Consider the following 15,503-nt stretch of genomic DNA (forward strand, 5'->3'; position numbering starts at 1 on the left):
CTATTTAAAACTATCCTCTATCTCTTATCCTATTAATATACTCATCTTCTAACAAAAATTGAAAGTTTATTGTACAATAAGCACTAGTTATAAATTAGATATACAATAATTATGCAATTTTTTATCTATGTCCCGACATATAATCCCAATAATGGTGGTGGAATCGTTTTACATCGTCTCTGTCATATTATCAATGAGCAAACGCCTTACTCTGCTTATCTTGTGCCTTTTGGTTACCCTGTTAAAGGGGTCAAAAAAATTCGGCGATGGTTTAGAGGCACACACATTAAGCCAAGAGATTATATAACACATCATTTATGGAATACCCCTGTATGGTCTTCGACAAAAATTCCTTCTGATGGAGTTGCTATTTATCCCGAAATGACGGAGGGAAACCCGTTAGGTGTAAACCATGTCGTACGTTGGTTATTACATCAACCGGGTTTCCATACCGGAAAAATACAATACGGCTCAAACGAACTGTATTTTAAATTTAACTCTGCTATCCGCGATTTTCATCATGAAAATTCCGTACTGTCGAAGAATGAGCTGAAAGTGATCTATTATCCCATTGATATCTACCATAATGAGCAACTAGAGACAACAAGGGATATCGAATCATGCTATATGATTCGTAAAGGTAGTAATAAAACGTTCATTCACGATGAGAACAGTGTTGGATTGGACGGGAAAAGTCACCAAGAATGTGCAGCTATTTTTCGACGTGCTAAACGTTTTATTTGCTATGATGATTACACTGCCTACTCAATATTCGCTATACTTTGTGGGTGTGAATCGATTGTAGTTCCAGCAGAAGATGTCGCTATCGAACAATGGTATCCAAATGAAACTGATCGTTACGGTATTGCTTACGGGTTTTCAGAAGAACAGCTGAATTGGGCAAGACAAACGAAGCATAAAGTATTCGAACATGTACAAGCTGAACACAAATTATCTGAAAATAGAGCACTTGTTTGTATTACAGAAATAAAAGAGTTTGTTCAAAAAAATTTACGTTAGATACTATGATTTATTTAAACGAATGGGAATCACAATTTTTTGGTAGAAAAATTGGTCGATTAGAGAAATATAGCATTGATTCATTATCAACAGAACATGAATTTGATCTAATACAAGCTAAAATTTCTTCTGAAAAATCAAAGGAAATATTATTTTTACAACAACAAAATTTCCATTTTGTTGAAGGAGAAATTGATTTTATTTTACCACTTTCCAATTTAAAAAATAATATTCCATTATTAAACAAGGCAGATACTCTAGATCTACCACAACTAAAAAATATGGTAGCAAATTCATTTTTAAACAGCCGTTTTAAAGAACCTTATTTTTCTGCTGAAGAAAATGAGCGTTTCTACCAAACTTGGATTGAAAAGGCTGTGCATGGCTCATTTGATGATATTTGCTTTGTTATCAAACAAAATAATCATGTTATGGGATGTATCAGTATAAAAATTATAGAAAATGATTGTAGAGTCGGACTAATTGCAGTTGCTCCAACGGCACAAAAAAAAGGCATTGCAAGCCAACTATTTAATTATGCAATTCAGTGGTCTATATTACAAAAAGCTCAAAATCTACGTGTTGCAACTCAAATAAATAACATCGCAGCCATAAATTTATATCAAAAATTTTCAGTAAAAACTTATAATACAAGCTATTGGTTTTACAAACTTATAAAGAGATAACAAGATGATTCCATTTAATAAACCACCGATTGTCGGTACTGAACTTAATTATATGCAACAGGCAATGAACAGTGGCAAATTATGTGGTGACGGTCACTATACAAAATTATGTGAACAATTCTTTGAAACACATTTTAATGCTCATAAAGTACTGCTGACACCTTCATGTACCGCTGCACTGGAAATGGCTGCGATTTTACTAGACATTAAGGAAGGCGATGAGATTATCATGCCAAGTTATACCTTTGTTTCTACTGCAAATGCTTTTGTATTACGGGGAGCGAAGATTGTCTTTGTCGATATTCGTCCCGATACAATGAACATTGACGAAACGAAAATAGAGCAAGCGATCACTTCTAAAACCAAAGTCATTGTACCCGTGCATTATGCCGGCGTTGCCTGTGAAATGGATACCATTATGGAAATTGCAGAAAAATATCGGTTATGGGTTGTTGAAGATGCCGCGCAAGGTGTGATGTCGTTTTATAAAAGTAAAGCATTAGGCACAATAGGACACATTGGCTGTTACAGTTTTCATGAAACAAAAAATTACAGTGCTGGTGGAGAAGGTGGTGCAATACTAATTAATGATCCTACACTTGTAGAACGAGCCGAAATTATCCGAGAAAAAGGTACAGATCGCTCTCAATTTTTCAGAGGACAAGTTGATAAATATACTTGGCGTGATATTGGTTCAAGCTTCTTAATGTCCGACTTACAAGCGGCGTATTTATATGGTCAATTAGAAGCGATTGATACAATAAACCAAAAACGTTTATCTATTTGGAATCATTATTTTCAAGCATTTCAAAATTTGGCTAAACTCGGAAAAATAGAATTAGCTCAAATTCCGAATGAATGTCAACATAATGCTCATATGTTTTATCTAAAATTACCGACTATTCAAAAAAGAACAGCATTTATTGATTCAATGAAACAAATGGGAATTTTATCCGTTTTTCATTATGTTCCGCTACATTCCAGCCCTGCTGGGCAAAACTTTGGTGTTTTTCACGGTGAAGATGAATGGACAACAAAAGAAAGCGAACGTTTAGTAAGATTACCATTGTTTTTTAATATGACTGAAGATGAACTAAGTGTCATTATTAATAAAGTTATAGGATATCTATATGAAGAAAAATAGTAAATTTTCTAGAGAGATTTTAAATATCCTATTAAAAAGAACAAAAGTAACAGATAAAAGTGAATTAATATCCAATACAAAATTAACTAAGAGACATAAAATCCGTGTTCTAGGTGAACATAATCGATTATTTATTTCTGATAACTTTAATATAAAAAGCTGTAATATTAATATACAGGGGAAAAATAATATTGTTATATTAGATGAGAACATAAAAGGAAATCATCTTAAAATAGAAGTAAATGGGAATAATAATACAATTACTATTGAAAAAGATATTATCATTTATGGGTCATTATCTATATCTCATAATAACTTTGGAGATAATTGCTCATTAAGGATAGGAAAAAGCACTTCTTTCTTCGTAACTGATATTCATTTATATGATACTGGGAGTAGTATATCTATCGGTGAAGATTGTATGTTTTCCAAAAATACAACTATTTACCATTCTGATGGTCATGCAATTTTAGAAAACGGTAATATAGTAAACCAAGCCCAAAGTCTGAGTATAGGGAATCATGTATGGGTTGGTTGGGACTGTACTATTTTAAAAAATAGTAATATTCCTAATGGCTGTATTATTGGTAGAGCAGCCTTAGTAAGTGGAAAATTTTATGAAGAGAATTGTGTATTAGCAGGAATTCCTGCAAAACAAATAAAATCAAATATTATTTGGGATAGAAAGACAGTTAATGAATTATTAATAGATTATAAGAAACAAGATAAATAATGAAATACAACAACATTCCTATTTTTATTATCAATTTAAAGACATCAAAAACCAGAAGGGAATATATTGAAAAACAATTTCACACTCTCATGACTGAGAATGAAATAGCTCTTCCCTACTCTTTTTTTAAAGCAATAAACGGGAAGGAAACACCTGATTTTTATTTATTTAAAAAATATAACAAAATAAAACGACTAAACATAAAAGGCAATGAGCTGAATCTCTCTCAATTAGGTTGCTTAGCAAGTCATTATCTGCTATGGATAAAATGTATTGAACTCAATCAACCAATCATTATCCTAGAAGACGATGCGACACTTAAGCCTAATTTCTTAACTGTATATCATTTTTGTCATCAGCCGAATAATACATTTGAATTCTTTTGGTTATGTCAAAATAATTCAAAAAATAGAAAAAACAAATATATTATGACATTATCAGATGGAGAAACTCAACTAAGCCAATACTATGGTGGATGGGGAAATGCTACCGGTTATTTTATCACCCCCACTGCTGCTCAGAAACTAGTTGATTATAATAAAGAATGGATTTATGAGGCTGATATCTCCATAGATAGATATTGGGAAAATAAAATCAGTTATTTAGGTATTGAACCGCCTTGTATAACACCTACTAATATGGAAAGTAATATTCCTATAAACAAAGGAAAAGCCCAAAGAACCTTATTTATTCGGATAAGAAGAGAATATTACAAATTAATTGACAATATCAAGAAAACTATCTACGACAAATTCATTAACTAAGGAATATAAAAGTGAAAAAAACGGTTCTACTATGCATATCTATTAACCATGGTATTGCTAAATTGATAGAAGAAAATCTGAAATTTCATCACTTTAATGTTATTTTACTTTCCCCTTATAACGAGAAAGATGAGAAATTTATCTATCCTTCATTTTTGTCAAAGATAAAAGTAAAGTTTAAACAGCTTTTTTTTCGTGATAAACAAGCGAAACTGAAATTGCAATCTGAAATACTCAGAAAAAATCTCACTAAAAAATTAGGAGAATCACAAGTTGATTATTCCCTATTTTTCTTAGCTCAAAACTATTCCGTTGAACTCATTGAATTTATCAAAACTAAAACAAAGCGTAATGGAATGATTAATTATCAGTGGGATGGTATGGATCGTTACCCGCTTATTTATGAAAGATTACCATTATTCGATAAAGCTTATGTATTCGATCCTCAAGATCTCAATAATACCCGCTATCCGAATTTGTTACCTGCAACAAGCTTTTATTTTGATTATGATTTAGGAAAATTACCCATAGAAAGTGATTTCTATTTTTTAGGAAGTCATATTCCAAACCGTTCTTCTCTTATTGTAGAATTCGCTAATTTTGCTAAAAATATTGGTTATAAGCTTAATTTCCAAATTTTCTGTGGTAATAAGATTGAAAAGGTACGCCAAATTTATCCTGAAAACATTCAGTTATTATCTCAATCTATGATAAAGACCTATGAAGAAAATCTTATGGCTTCACGTAAAGCTAAAATACTAGTGGACTTTGTAGATGTGGTTCATAATGGTCTTTCTCTTCGAACATTTGAAGCTCTAGGACATGATAAAAAATTGATTACCACAAATAAAGATATCATCAAATATGATTTTTATCACCCGAATAATATTTTTATTTTAGATGATAATTTTGATGAGATTCCTGATTTCTTAGAAAAACCTTATCAGGCTATCGATCAAAAAATCAAAGAAAAATATAGTTTTGGAAATTGGATTAACTATATTCTCGATATACATCCACATCAACCTATCTTATTACCGTTAGATAATCATGAAGAAAATAAAACAATTTCTTAGGAATATTCGATTAGCCATCGGCAAGCAAATTTTTGACCAAAAAAAACCGCTTGTAAACGGATTATTTCCGCCTAAAAAGCTCTTATTTCTCCGCCACGATGGTAAAATCGGCGATTATGTCGTCAGCTCATTTGTATTTAGAGAAATTAAAAAGCAGTCTCCTCATACAGAAATTTCAGTTGTCTGTTCTCATAAAAATGCTTATCTTTTTGAGAAAAATCCTTATATCGATAAGCTTTATTTTGTGAAAACAAAAGATATCGTTGACTATATCAAATGTGGGAAAATATTGGCAAAAGAGTCTTTCGATTTTGTTATTGATCCTACCGTAACACTAAGAAATAGAGACTTATTGTTTTTACGCTTAATCAATGCAAAAAATTACGTCGGTTATAAAAAAGAACATTATGCGTTATTTAATATAAATATTGACACTCAGAAAATACATTTTAATGAAATTTACCGGCGGGCACTAGAATTAATCGGCTTTAACCATATTTCAACCCAGTATGATATTCCTGTAGATCAACAAAGTGCCGAAGATATTTCGCTTTTCTTAAAAGAAAATAAATTAACCTCTTATATTGCCGTTAATTTCTTTGGAGCCGGTTCAGCAAGACGTTTTAGTAATAGTGCAATGAACGCATTGTTAGATCACTTGACTAACAATACAGCGCATATTGTGCTACTTACCTTCCCGGAAGTCACAGACAAACTGCAACAGCTTGCGAAAAACTATAAAAATATCCTTGTTTATGAGAAAACACGCAGTATCTTTCATACGATTGAATTAATCAAACATGCCAATGCGGTTATTTCACCGGATACCTCCATCGTACACATTGCTGCAGGTTTTCATAAACCGCTTATTGCTTTTTATAGTCAAGATGAAGAAAACTTTGTGAATTGGCATCCGAATAACCAAGCCGAAACCCATATTTTCCGCTTTGAAAAAAGTGTGAATGAAATAGATTTTACGCAAATTAAAACCGAATGGTTACAGGCTAGGTGAAAATAAATGGACTTCCAATCCCTTAAACTTTTTCTAGACATCACACAAACCCGCAGTTTTATTCGTACGGCGGAGAAAAATCATATGAGCGCATCGACACTCTCCCGCCATATTCAACGAATAGAACTAGAGATTGGGCAGCCGTTATTTTTAAGAGATAATCGTCAAGTGATTTTAACCGAAGCGGGAGAGCGCTTCTTACAATTTGCCGATCAAACGTGGGCGGACTGGCTGCGCATTCAGCGTAGCTTTTCCCCGTATCAAACGGAGCTTGAAGGCGAACTCAAACTCTTTTGCTCCGTCACGGCATCTTATAGCCATTTACCCCGTATTTTAGAGAGATTTCGGCAACGTTACCCGAAAGTTGAGATCAAATTGATGACGGGCGATCCTGCCAAAGCCTTACATTCGGTACAATCCATGCAATCGGATATCTCGCTGGCGGGCAAGCCTGAACATTTACCGAATAGCATAATCTTCCATTATATTGATGACATTCAGTTGGCGTTGATTGCACCAAGAATAGCTTGCCCGGCAACCCAATTACTGCAAAAAACACCGATTGATTGGCAGAATATGCCGTTTATCCTGCCGGTTGACGGTCCCGCCCGCAAGCGGATAGAAAGCTGGTTTAAATTACAAAAAATCAAAACACCGAAAATCTATGCATCGGTCGAAGGACACGAAGCTATCGTCCCGATGGTGGCGCTCGGTTGCGGCGTCGCCATGATCCCTGATGTCGTGGTACAACAAAGTCCCGTACGTAATCAAATATCGTACTTGCACTTGCCACACCCTATCGCACCGTTCGAATTAGGCATTTGCATCCAACAACGTCGCTTACAAGAGCCGATTATTCATGCATTTTGGGAATGTTTGTCTGATCCAAGTTAAACTTTCCCACATAAAATCTGTTAAAATATTGCGCTTTTTACTAAAACGGAGACCCAAAATGAAAATTGTTGAAGTTAAACACCCATTGATTAAACACAAAATTGGTTTAATGCGTGCGGGCGACGTTAGCACAAAAGATTTCCGTGCACTTGCAACAGAAGTCGGCAGTCTACTGACTTATGAAGCGACCTCTGATTTAGAAACAGAAAAAGTGATTATTGAAGGCTGGAACGGACCGGTTGAAATTGAGCGTATCAAAGGGAAAAAAGTGACCGTCGTCCCTATCTTACGTGCCGGTTTGGGTATGATGGACGGTGTTCTCGAACATATTCCAAGCGCTCGTATCAGTGTTGTCGGTATCTATCGTAATGAAGAAACCTTAGAGCCGGTACCGTATTTCACAAAATTGGCTAATGATGTCCAAGACCGGTTGGCTATTATTGTCGATCCGATGCTGGCCACCGGCGGTTCTATGATTGCCACGATTGATTTATTAAAAAATGCCGGCTGTAAACACATTAAAGTGTTAGTACTGGTTGCCGCCCCGGAAGGATTAAAAGCCTTGGAAGCTGCACACCCGGATATCGAACTGTACACAGCAGCAATTGACAGTCACTTAAACCAAAACGGCTACATCATTCCGGGCTTGGGGGATGCGGGCGATAAAATCTTCGGAACCAAATAACACAAGCGGTCACTTTTCGTTATTTTTTTACAACACCACCGACAGAAACGGGACAGCCATGCTGTCCCGTTTTGCCGTTGATCCGTTACCAACTTCCGCCGGCACCTCCGCCGCCACTACTACCACCGCCAAAGCCTCCGCCGCTTCCGCCACCGAAACCGCCTCGACTACCGCCACCAAAGCCTCCGCCAAAACCACCGCTTCGACGAATCGCATCGACATCCCGTAAAATCCGACCGGCATGACTCGGGCTAATGTAAGTATTTCCACCTCGCCCGACAGTATTAAATAGGATGAAAATAGCAAGGGCAATTACGATAAAAATACCAAAATCCGCAATATCGTTTTCACTCTCTTCCATATTTGCCGGCGCATATTCCCCTTGCGTTGCGGCAATAATTGAAGATAGCCCTTTGGCTATCCCTTGAGCATATTGCCCTTGCTTAAAATAAGGCGTAATGTCATTGCGGATAATGGAAGAGGCGATCGCATCCGGTAATGCACCTTCCAAGCCCCGTCCGGTGGCAATAAACAGCTTCCGATCATTTTTGACAATCAGAAGTAAGACGCCGTTATTTTGCTTTTCACGACCGATTCCCCATTTGTTAAACAAATTAAACGCATAGGTTGAAACCTCTTCCCCTTGAGTTGTCGGGACAAGAACAACGGCAATCTGTGAGCTGGTTTTCTTGCCGTATTCAACCAATGCATTTTCTAACGTCTGCGTATCTTGTGCGCTTAATGTTTGTGTATAATCGGACACGTAACGAAACGGCTTCGGCGACTCCGGATAATTCGCCCAACCGTTGACGCTGAATAATGCCAGTAAGCCAATCCAAAAAACAGTAAATTTCTTCATTTGACCACAACCTCATTCGGTAACTCATTATTATCGCCATGCTGAAGAGGAAAATGTTGCGCCAATTGCACTTCAACCTGTTCAATGCCCAAGCAAATCGCCTGTGTGAATTCTCCCTGTTGACAAGCCGTTTTCATTGAATCATAAACCGCTTGCCAAAATTGATCGCCGACTTTTTGATGGATACCTTCGTCACCGATCACCGCCACATAATGAGGTTTGAACGACAGGTAAATCAACACGCCGTTGCGTTGTTCCGTTGCGCGCATATTCAGCTCGTCGAATAATGCATTTGACCGAGCTAATGCCGACGTGCATGCCTTGGCTTTACGCTCAACCACCACCCGCACTTCGGCTGACGTTTTTGTCTCTAAATGCGAAATTGCCTCTTCGATCTTTTGTGTATCGAGAGGCAACGTAGGTTTGAGAAAGGAGAATAGTCCCATAATGTCCTCACAACAGGAAAGAGATAGCACAAGCGGTCTGATTTTAAGATTTTTTTGCAAAAAAATCGTCAAAACCGACCGCTTGTTATCCATTAATTAATTGAAATTAACCACCGGTGCTTTTTCTGAGCCGGCTTCAGCCTTGAACTGTGGTTTTGCTTTAAAACCGAGGATCACCGCGGCAAATTTGGTCGGAATTTGGCGAACCTGTTTGTTATATTCTTTCACCGCTTCATTATAATTGTTGCGCTCAACATTAATACGATTTTCCGTCCCTTCAATTTGGGCTTGTAGATTTAAAAATCCTTCATGCGCTTTTAATTCAGGGTATTTTTCAACGGACACCAACAAACGGGATAACGCCGAATTTAACCCTTGCTGCGCTTGTTGGAATTGCGCCATTTGCTCTTCGGTCGCGTTAGTCGGATCAATGGTCGTTTGCGTTGCTTTTGCGCGCGCTTCAATCACTTTGGTTAACGTTTCTTGTTCAAAGTTTGCCTGACCTTTTACCGTATTCACCAAATTTGGGATTAAATCCGCCCGACGTTGATAAGCCGATTCGACATTTCCCCAAACCGATTTGATGTCTTCTTCCGCCTTGACCAAGCTGTTATAACTAGTTAAGGTTAATCCGCCAAGCGCTACAACGATTGCAATTAAAATAATAACAATCAACTTCTTCATAAATAAATTCCTCTTGTTTTACATGAATACCCGAAATCGGGCGGTGAAATATAGCATAAACGACCGAACTAGCGAATGTTCTCGCGCGTTTTTTCGGTTGTTTTGGTAAACAATGTTTGTTTTATCACGCCCAATAATTCCTGTCTGACCACAGAAAGTTTCGGTCGTTCATTCCCTTGAAAAGCAATCGGACGACAAAACTCCATCGCTTTAATCCCCAAACGCGCCGTTAATAAACCGACACCGATACCTTGCGCAGCTCTTACCGACAACTTTGCCGTCAGATTTTGGGAAAAGAAATCCATTCCGACGTCGCTGACGATTTCCGTTGCACCGGCGAAAACCATGTTGGTCAGCACCATACGGAACAATTTCAGGCGGCTGATATAGCCCAATTCCATCCCATAACTTTTGGTGATCTTATTGACCAACGCAATATTACGCCAAGCAACCATCAAAATATCCACCACCGCCAGTGGGCTGACTGCAACGATCAACGCATTTTCCGATGCGCTTTTACTGATCATTTTTTTGACCTGGTTATCGATCGGCAATAACACATTCTCACTAAACAAAAACAACACTTCTTTGCCGTTATACGCTTCGTCCAACTGGCTTTGCCAACGTTGTTCCGCTTGTTGAGCCGCCGGTGTTTTCACTAAATTAGCCAGTACGGATTTGCAAAATGTTCGGGCAAACTCACCGCTTGCAGGCGGGGAATCCAACCAAAATTGTTGACTGATTTGTTGATTTTTATGATGTTTTCTTAACCAAATCAATTTACGCCATTCCGAAACAATTGCACCGACACCGGCTAAGCTGATACCCAAAAACGCGATGGCAAAGGCGAAATAAATCCACTGATTAGCCTGCCAAGTATCTATCAGCCATTGGATGGATTGAGCAAGGGTCGCCACACCCAATAGAGCGAGTGCTACCAAAAATAATCTCACCCAAAAACGTGAGGGTTTTAAACTTTCTTCAATAATGACTTCTGCTGCCGTTTCCTCGGTATCTTCATCAACCACCACATCCGCCTCAATAAATTCAGTCTTCGGTTGAAATTCGGTCGTTTGTTGATGTTCTTCTTCCGTAAAAATTCGCTTTTGCACGTCTATCACCTGTTATTGTTTGTTCGGCATACTTTCGCACGCACGGATAATATGTGTCTTTAATCCGTCATAGCCATGTTCCGTTTTTAAGATCTCAAACAAGTCTATCGCTTCCGGATATACCTTATCCAAATAACGCAGCCACTGCTTTATCCGCGCTACATGATAAAAGCCCGTATCAAATTCGTTTTCCATGCTGACATATTGATACAATAATTTCAGCACATCGTGCCATGGCATTCGGGGAGCATTATATTTCACGACTTGACTCAAATTCGGCACGTTTAGTGCGCCTCTCCCAATCATCAATGTGTCACAAGCGGTCACTTCTCGGCATTTTTTTGCCGATTGAAAGTCCCAAATCTCACCATTGGCAATGACGGGAATCGATAGCCGCCGCTTAATATCGCCAATTGCCGACCAGTTGATGCGCTCGGCACGATAGCCGTCACTCTTTGTTCTGCCGTGAACGGTAATTTCACTTGCCCCACCCTGCGCTACCGCATCCGCAATATCAAACGCCTGCTCGGCGGAATCCCATCCAAGGCGGACTTTAACCGATACGGGTAAATGACTCGGTACAGCTTCACGCATGGCTTTGGTTGCACGATAAATCAACTCGGGTTGTTTGAGTAACGAAGCTCCGCCATGACTGCCATTGACGGTTTTTGAGGGGCAACCGCAATTGAGATCGATACCGTGAGATCCCAATTCAACCGCCTGTGCCGCGTTTTCAGCCAACCATTGCGGATGCTGCCCCAAAATCTGTACCCGCACCGGCGTTCCTGACGGAGTTAAGCCGTTGTGATACAACTCGGGACAAAGGCGGTAAAAGGTTTTCTTCGGCAGCTTTTGATCAACCACCCGCACAAATTCAGAAATACACAGATCGTACTCATTCACTGTCGTTAGCAATTGACGAACAAAAGGATCCAACACACCTTGCATCGGTGCCAAAATCACTTTTGGTAAATTTTCCGCCGAATCCGACCGCTTGTTAGTAGGCATAATCACGTAAACGCAAATCCGGACGGGCAATCAAATAGATAAATAACGCGGTTAAGGCTCCCAACGTGTCGGCTAACATGTCTTTTTGTGCATCCCAAATATCGCCTTGCGAACCAAGGAACTCGATACCTGCATTCCCGCCTTCGATGACTGCATATTGCCATTCAATGATTTCGTAGGCGGCAGCAACCGACATAATGAAAAAGAGTGAAAAGAAAAACGCGACGCCTAGACCACATTTACGTTTACGCAACAACCACTCCGCCATCGGAAAACTGTAAAAACCAATAATATAGTGGGCAACTCGATCGAAATGGTTACGATCTTCCCCTAAAAATGTGAGATATTGATTTGCCCAATCGAAGGGAACGTTGGCAAACGTATATTTTGCACCGATTAAGTGCATGATCATCCACAGTGACATCAGAAAATAGGCTAAGGCACTGAATTGAAATTTGGTATATGTCACGATCAATAAGCCGAAAATGATGAAAATCGGTGTGACTTCCGCATACCAAACGGCTCTATCCGTCGGAGCCAAACCGGACCAAATCGAAATACTCGTAATCAAAATGGCCAAAAATAGGGGAACAATGTGTGAACGGGTTCGCATTATTTCCATCCTTTTGCTTTACAAATCAGATCATAAGCGGCTTGGATTTGTTGCGCTTTTTCTTTTGCCACTTCCATCATTTCCGGCGGTAACCCTTTGGCAACCAATTTGTCAGGATGATGTTCGTTCATTAACTTGCGGTATGCACGTTTGACGGTATTTTGGTCGTCATCTGCCGTCACCCCCAATACACGATAGGCATCCTCCAAACTCGGACCGTTCGAATAAGTTTGCTGACGATAACCGCCGCTTGAACCGTGATATTGCCCTTGTTGTTCATAACGATAATAACCCGAACGAAAGCGTTGAGCCGCAGCGACCATCGCAATCATTTGCTCAAACTGAAAACGTGACATACCAAGCGTTTCGGCAATCGTAAATAAAATTTGCTGTTCGTTGCTATCTAACTGACCGTCTTGTAATGCCGCTTGCATTTGAACTTCAATGAAAAAACGCAATAAATCGGTGCGTTGCCCGCAGGCTTCACGAAATTCTTGTATCACTTGACGTAGCGGGAAATCAGCACTCTTTCCAAAATTAAATGCCTTTTGTGCCAATTGTTGATTTGTCGAGTCCAATTTCATATTCGCCATTAACTGGCGAGCAAGCTGGATATCATTTTCCGTGACTCGTCCTTTGGCTTTTGAAATATGACCAAGAACGGCAAAAGTGGTTTGCATAAAAAGAGATTGGCGGGTTAACGCTTTACCGAACGTACTTGAAGATACGCTCCCCAATTCATAAAGCTTTTTATCCCCCCAATGACCGATCAATAATCCTAGTAGACCACCCCAAAAGCCACCAAATAATTTATAACCTAGTATAAACCCTATAATTTTCCCAATAAATTGCATTGTTTATCCTTTTATTGTCATTCAAAAACGACATTATTTTAACGGAAAATCCTTAAAAAATAATTAAGTTATATGCGATATAAAAAAATAAAGCCTCGGAAAATCTCGAGGCTTTATCACATGACGCTTTGATTAGAATTAGTATTCTAATACTGCACGACGGTTTTTCGCGTAGTCAGCTTCTGTGTGACCTAACACTGCCGGTTTTTCTTCACCGTAAGAAACTGTTGCTACATTGTTCGCACCTTTAGTAGCTAAATAGCTTTTTACTGCGTCCGCACGACGTTGACCTAATGCAATGTTGTACTCAGGAGTACCACGCTCGTCCGCATGACCCGCTACAGTTACTTTGCCTTGTGAAGAGACTAAGTATGCCGCATGTGCATCTAAAAGTTGTTGGTACTCGCCTTCAACAGTATAACGGTCGAAACCGAAATACACAGTGTTATAACGAGTTTGTAAATCTTGAACAGATAAACCACCAAAAGTTTGGCCGTTGTTTACATCTGCTTTTGCATTAGCATTATCGCTAGAGCTGCTACATGCAGCTAAAACGAAAGCTGGAGCTGCGATCATTAAGACTTTAGCTAGTTTTTTCATTTTTTTCTCCAATAAAGAATTATTGTTTCGTCAAATACGGTGACCAAGCAGGGAATTTGTATTGACCACCTGCTCCCGGCAAATTAGCTTTAAAACGGCCATCTGCGGAAACCAATTGTAGCACTTTACTCACACCTTTGGTAGAGCTATAGATAACCATCGTTCCGTTTGGCGAAATGCTCGGACTTTCGTCTAAAAACGTTGAACTTAGTACTTCCGTGCTACCTGAAGCTAAATCACGTCTTACAATTTTATCACCTGAAACCATGATTAAATTCTTACCATCCGAAGAGATCTTACCACTACCGCTACCGCCGATAAGCGCAGCACCTCCGCTAGATGCATTCATTTGATAAACTTGCGGCGTTCCTGCGCGGTCAGAGGTAAAGAGGATTGAACCACCATCCGGAGACCAACTCGGCTCGGTATTATTACCGGCACCGCTCGTTAATTGTTTAGGCGAACCACCGCCTACTCCTGTAATATAAATATTCAGTAGCCCTTCTTGGTTCGACGCAAATGCGATTCTTGAACCGTCCGGTGAGAATGACGGTGCACCATTGTGCCCTTTCAATGCCCCGACTACTTTACGGCTGCCAGAGCGTAAATCATGAACAACGACTTGTGATTTTTTATTTTCAAATGTTACATAGGCTAATTTCGAACCATCCGGTGACCATTCCGGTGACATTAACGGCTCTTTACTGTTCACCACCGTAAAAGCATTAAATCCGTCATAGTCTGCTACGCGTAATTGATAAGATGATACACCTCTTTGAACAACATAAGCGATTTTAGTTCTAAAAGCTCCTCGGATCTGTGTTAATTTTTCGAACACTTGATCGCTCACCGTATGAGCACCTAAACGAATTTGAGCTGCTGATACGTTAAATGAGCCTTGAGTTAATACTGCAGCCGGTGTGCTTAACGTGTCAACAAGCTGATAGGCAATATTAAAACCGCCACCTGCAGGAGAAACCTGTCCGACAACGATAGTGTCAACACCTAAATCCGTCCAATTTTGAGAATTTACCTCTCCGGCAGATCCGGGCTGTTCCTTCATTTGAGAAACAGGTACCGGACTGAATTTCCCACTGTTGCGTAAATCATCTGAAATAATTTGTGCTACATCCGCAGGTACACCACCTGTTGTTTTAAACGGCACTACCGCAATCGGTTGAGCCGAACTCACACCTTCATCGACGGAAATAACGACATCGGATTCAGCGCGAACGAATGCGCTTAAAAACAATGTCGATATTGCTAATATGCTTTTAAAATGAATTTTAAATTTCACTCATTTACCTCTATGT

General features: G+C 39.1%; 18 protein-coding genes. 9 read left to right on the plus strand and 9 right to left on the minus strand.

The features are described from left to right. Window positions 1–111: 111 nt before the first annotated feature. The 9 genes from ACEYKX_RS03350 to upp are packed head-to-tail and all read left to right on the plus strand — an operon-like array spanning window position 112 to window position 8,014. Window positions 112–1,020, plus strand: coding sequence for a WavQ (locus tag ACEYKX_RS03350; protein ID WP_373780473.1), 909 nt, complete (start codon window positions 112–114; stop codon window positions 1,018–1,020). A gap of 5 nt (window positions 1,021–1,025) precedes the next feature. Further along, the gene (rffC, locus tag ACEYKX_RS03355) at window positions 1,026–1,706 is read left to right on the plus strand and encodes a dTDP-4-amino-4,6-dideoxy-D-galactose acyltransferase (protein WP_373767876.1); all 681 of its coding nucleotides are present in this window, start codon (window positions 1,026–1,028) and stop codon (window positions 1,704–1,706) included. A 4-nt stretch (window positions 1,707–1,710) separates the two neighbouring features. After that, window positions 1,711–2,850 carry a dTDP-4-amino-4,6-dideoxygalactose transaminase gene (rffA, locus tag ACEYKX_RS03360; protein ID WP_373767875.1) on the plus strand — a complete coding sequence of 380 codons (1,140 nt, stop codon included), beginning with the start codon at window positions 1,711–1,713 and terminating at the stop codon, window positions 2,848–2,850. Continuing rightward, window positions 2,837–3,583 (plus strand): hypothetical protein, encoded by a 747-nt coding sequence (locus ACEYKX_RS03365; RefSeq protein WP_373767874.1) that lies wholly within the window; start codon window positions 2,837–2,839, stop codon window positions 3,581–3,583. The genes rffA and ACEYKX_RS03365 overlap by 14 nt, the downstream gene beginning before the upstream one ends. Beyond that, complete coding sequence (locus ACEYKX_RS03370; protein WP_373767873.1) at window positions 3,583–4,347, plus strand: glycosyltransferase family 25 protein; 765 nt, start codon at window positions 3,583–3,585, stop codon at window positions 4,345–4,347. The genes ACEYKX_RS03365 and ACEYKX_RS03370 overlap by 1 nt, the downstream gene beginning before the upstream one ends. Before the next feature lie 11 nt (window positions 4,348–4,358). Then, window positions 4,359–5,423: a hypothetical protein gene (locus ACEYKX_RS03375; RefSeq protein WP_373767872.1), complete on the plus strand. Its 1,065-nt coding sequence runs from the start codon at window positions 4,359–4,361 to the stop codon at window positions 5,421–5,423. Next, on the plus strand, window positions 5,398–6,435 hold the full coding sequence (locus tag ACEYKX_RS03380) for a glycosyltransferase family 9 protein (protein WP_373767871.1): 1,038 nt from the start codon (window positions 5,398–5,400) through the stop codon (window positions 6,433–6,435). Before ACEYKX_RS03375 ends, ACEYKX_RS03380 begins: the two co-directional genes overlap by 26 nt. Before the next feature lie 6 nt (window positions 6,436–6,441). Then, window positions 6,442–7,329 carry an HTH-type transcriptional activator IlvY gene (gene ilvY, locus ACEYKX_RS03385; RefSeq protein ID WP_373767870.1) on the plus strand — a complete coding sequence of 296 codons (888 nt, stop codon included), beginning with the start codon at window positions 6,442–6,444 and terminating at the stop codon, window positions 7,327–7,329. 58 nt (window positions 7,330–7,387) lie between these two features. Next, window positions 7,388–8,014, plus strand: a complete 627-nt coding sequence (gene upp, locus ACEYKX_RS03390) for a uracil phosphoribosyltransferase (protein WP_373767869.1) — start codon at window positions 7,388–7,390, stop codon at window positions 8,012–8,014. Between the two features lie 85 nt (window positions 8,015–8,099). Here the strand turns inward: upp and ACEYKX_RS03395 are convergent, their stop codons facing one another. From ACEYKX_RS03395 to tolB, 9 genes are all read right to left on the minus strand, one after another. Further along, window positions 8,100–8,873, minus strand: coding sequence for a YgcG family protein (locus ACEYKX_RS03395; protein WP_373767868.1), 774 nt, complete (start codon window positions 8,871–8,873; stop codon window positions 8,100–8,102). Next, complete coding sequence (locus tag ACEYKX_RS03400) at window positions 8,870–9,319, minus strand: TPM domain-containing protein (RefSeq protein ID WP_373767867.1); 450 nt, start codon at window positions 9,317–9,319, stop codon at window positions 8,870–8,872. The genes ACEYKX_RS03395 and ACEYKX_RS03400 overlap by 4 nt, the downstream gene beginning before the upstream one ends. A gap of 96 nt (window positions 9,320–9,415) precedes the next feature. Continuing rightward, a complete protein-coding gene (locus ACEYKX_RS03405; protein ID WP_373767866.1) occupies window positions 9,416–10,003 on the minus strand; it encodes a LemA family protein in 588 nt (195 codons plus the stop codon). Between the two features lie 68 nt (window positions 10,004–10,071). Continuing rightward, the gene (locus ACEYKX_RS03410; protein WP_373767865.1) at window positions 10,072–11,115 is read right to left on the minus strand and encodes a YcjF family protein; all 1,044 of its coding nucleotides are present in this window, start codon (window positions 11,113–11,115) and stop codon (window positions 10,072–10,074) included. A 12-nt stretch (window positions 11,116–11,127) separates the two neighbouring features. Beyond that, window positions 11,128–12,123, minus strand: coding sequence for a tRNA dihydrouridine(16) synthase DusC (gene dusC / locus ACEYKX_RS03415; protein WP_373767923.1), 996 nt, complete (start codon window positions 12,121–12,123; stop codon window positions 11,128–11,130). Next, entirely contained in the window at window positions 12,113–12,736 is a 624-nt protein-coding gene (locus ACEYKX_RS03420) for a DUF2238 domain-containing protein (protein WP_373767864.1), read from the minus strand. The genes dusC and ACEYKX_RS03420 overlap by 11 nt, the downstream gene beginning before the upstream one ends. Beyond that, window positions 12,736–13,590 (minus strand): co-chaperone DjlA, encoded by an 855-nt coding sequence (gene djlA / locus ACEYKX_RS03425; RefSeq protein ID WP_373767863.1) that lies wholly within the window; start codon window positions 13,588–13,590, stop codon window positions 12,736–12,738. The genes ACEYKX_RS03420 and djlA overlap by 1 nt, the downstream gene beginning before the upstream one ends. 138 nt (window positions 13,591–13,728) lie before the next feature. After that, window positions 13,729–14,190 carry a peptidoglycan-associated lipoprotein Pal gene (gene pal, locus ACEYKX_RS03430; RefSeq protein ID WP_373767862.1) on the minus strand — a complete coding sequence of 154 codons (462 nt, stop codon included), beginning with the start codon at window positions 14,188–14,190 and terminating at the stop codon, window positions 13,729–13,731. A 19-nt stretch (window positions 14,191–14,209) separates the two neighbouring features. Beyond that, complete coding sequence (tolB, locus tag ACEYKX_RS03435; RefSeq protein WP_373767861.1) at window positions 14,210–15,487, minus strand: Tol-Pal system beta propeller repeat protein TolB; 1,278 nt, start codon at window positions 15,485–15,487, stop codon at window positions 14,210–14,212. Window positions 15,488–15,503 lie beyond the last annotated feature (16 nt).

The organism is Glaesserella sp., from assembly GCF_041817755.1.
Lineage (GTDB): Bacteria > Pseudomonadota > Gammaproteobacteria > Enterobacterales > Pasteurellaceae > Glaesserella.

Bases quoted from the DNA above. Each gene is read 5' to 3' on its own strand.
- ACEYKX_RS03350 (WP_373780473.1), top strand. From the start codon at position 112: ATGCAATTTTTTATCTATGTCCCGACATATAATCCCAATAATGGTGGT.
- rffC (WP_373767876.1), top strand. From the start codon at position 1,026: ATGATTTATTTAAACGAATGGGAATCACAATTTTTTGGTAGAAAAATT.
- rffA (WP_373767875.1), top strand. From the start codon at position 1,711: ATGATTCCATTTAATAAACCACCGATTGTCGGTACTGAACTTAATTAT.
- ACEYKX_RS03365 (WP_373767874.1), top strand. From the start codon at position 2,837: ATGAAGAAAAATAGTAAATTTTCTAGAGAGATTTTAAATATCCTATTA.
- ACEYKX_RS03370 (WP_373767873.1), top strand. From the start codon at position 3,583: ATGAAATACAACAACATTCCTATTTTTATTATCAATTTAAAGACATCA.
- ACEYKX_RS03380 (WP_373767871.1), top strand. From the start codon at position 5,398: ATGAAGAAAATAAAACAATTTCTTAGGAATATTCGATTAGCCATCGGC.
- ilvY (WP_373767870.1), top strand. From the start codon at position 6,442: ATGGACTTCCAATCCCTTAAACTTTTTCTAGACATCACACAAACCCGC.
- upp (WP_373767869.1), top strand. From the start codon at position 7,388: ATGAAAATTGTTGAAGTTAAACACCCATTGATTAAACACAAAATTGGT.
- ACEYKX_RS03395 (WP_373767868.1), bottom strand. From the start codon at position 8,873: ATGAAGAAATTTACTGTTTTTTGGATTGGCTTACTGGCATTATTCAGC.
- ACEYKX_RS03400 (WP_373767867.1), bottom strand. From the start codon at position 9,319: ATGGGACTATTCTCCTTTCTCAAACCTACGTTGCCTCTCGATACACAA.
- ACEYKX_RS03405 (WP_373767866.1), bottom strand. From the start codon at position 10,003: ATGAAGAAGTTGATTGTTATTATTTTAATTGCAATCGTTGTAGCGCTT.
- dusC (WP_373767923.1), bottom strand. From the start codon at position 12,123: ATGCCTACTAACAAGCGGTCGGATTCGGCGGAAAATTTACCAAAAGTG.
- ACEYKX_RS03420 (WP_373767864.1), bottom strand. From the start codon at position 12,736: ATGCGAACCCGTTCACACATTGTTCCCCTATTTTTGGCCATTTTGATT.
- djlA (WP_373767863.1), bottom strand. From the start codon at position 13,590: ATGCAATTTATTGGGAAAATTATAGGGTTTATACTAGGTTATAAATTA.
- pal (WP_373767862.1), bottom strand. From the start codon at position 14,190: ATGAAAAAACTAGCTAAAGTCTTAATGATCGCAGCTCCAGCTTTCGTT.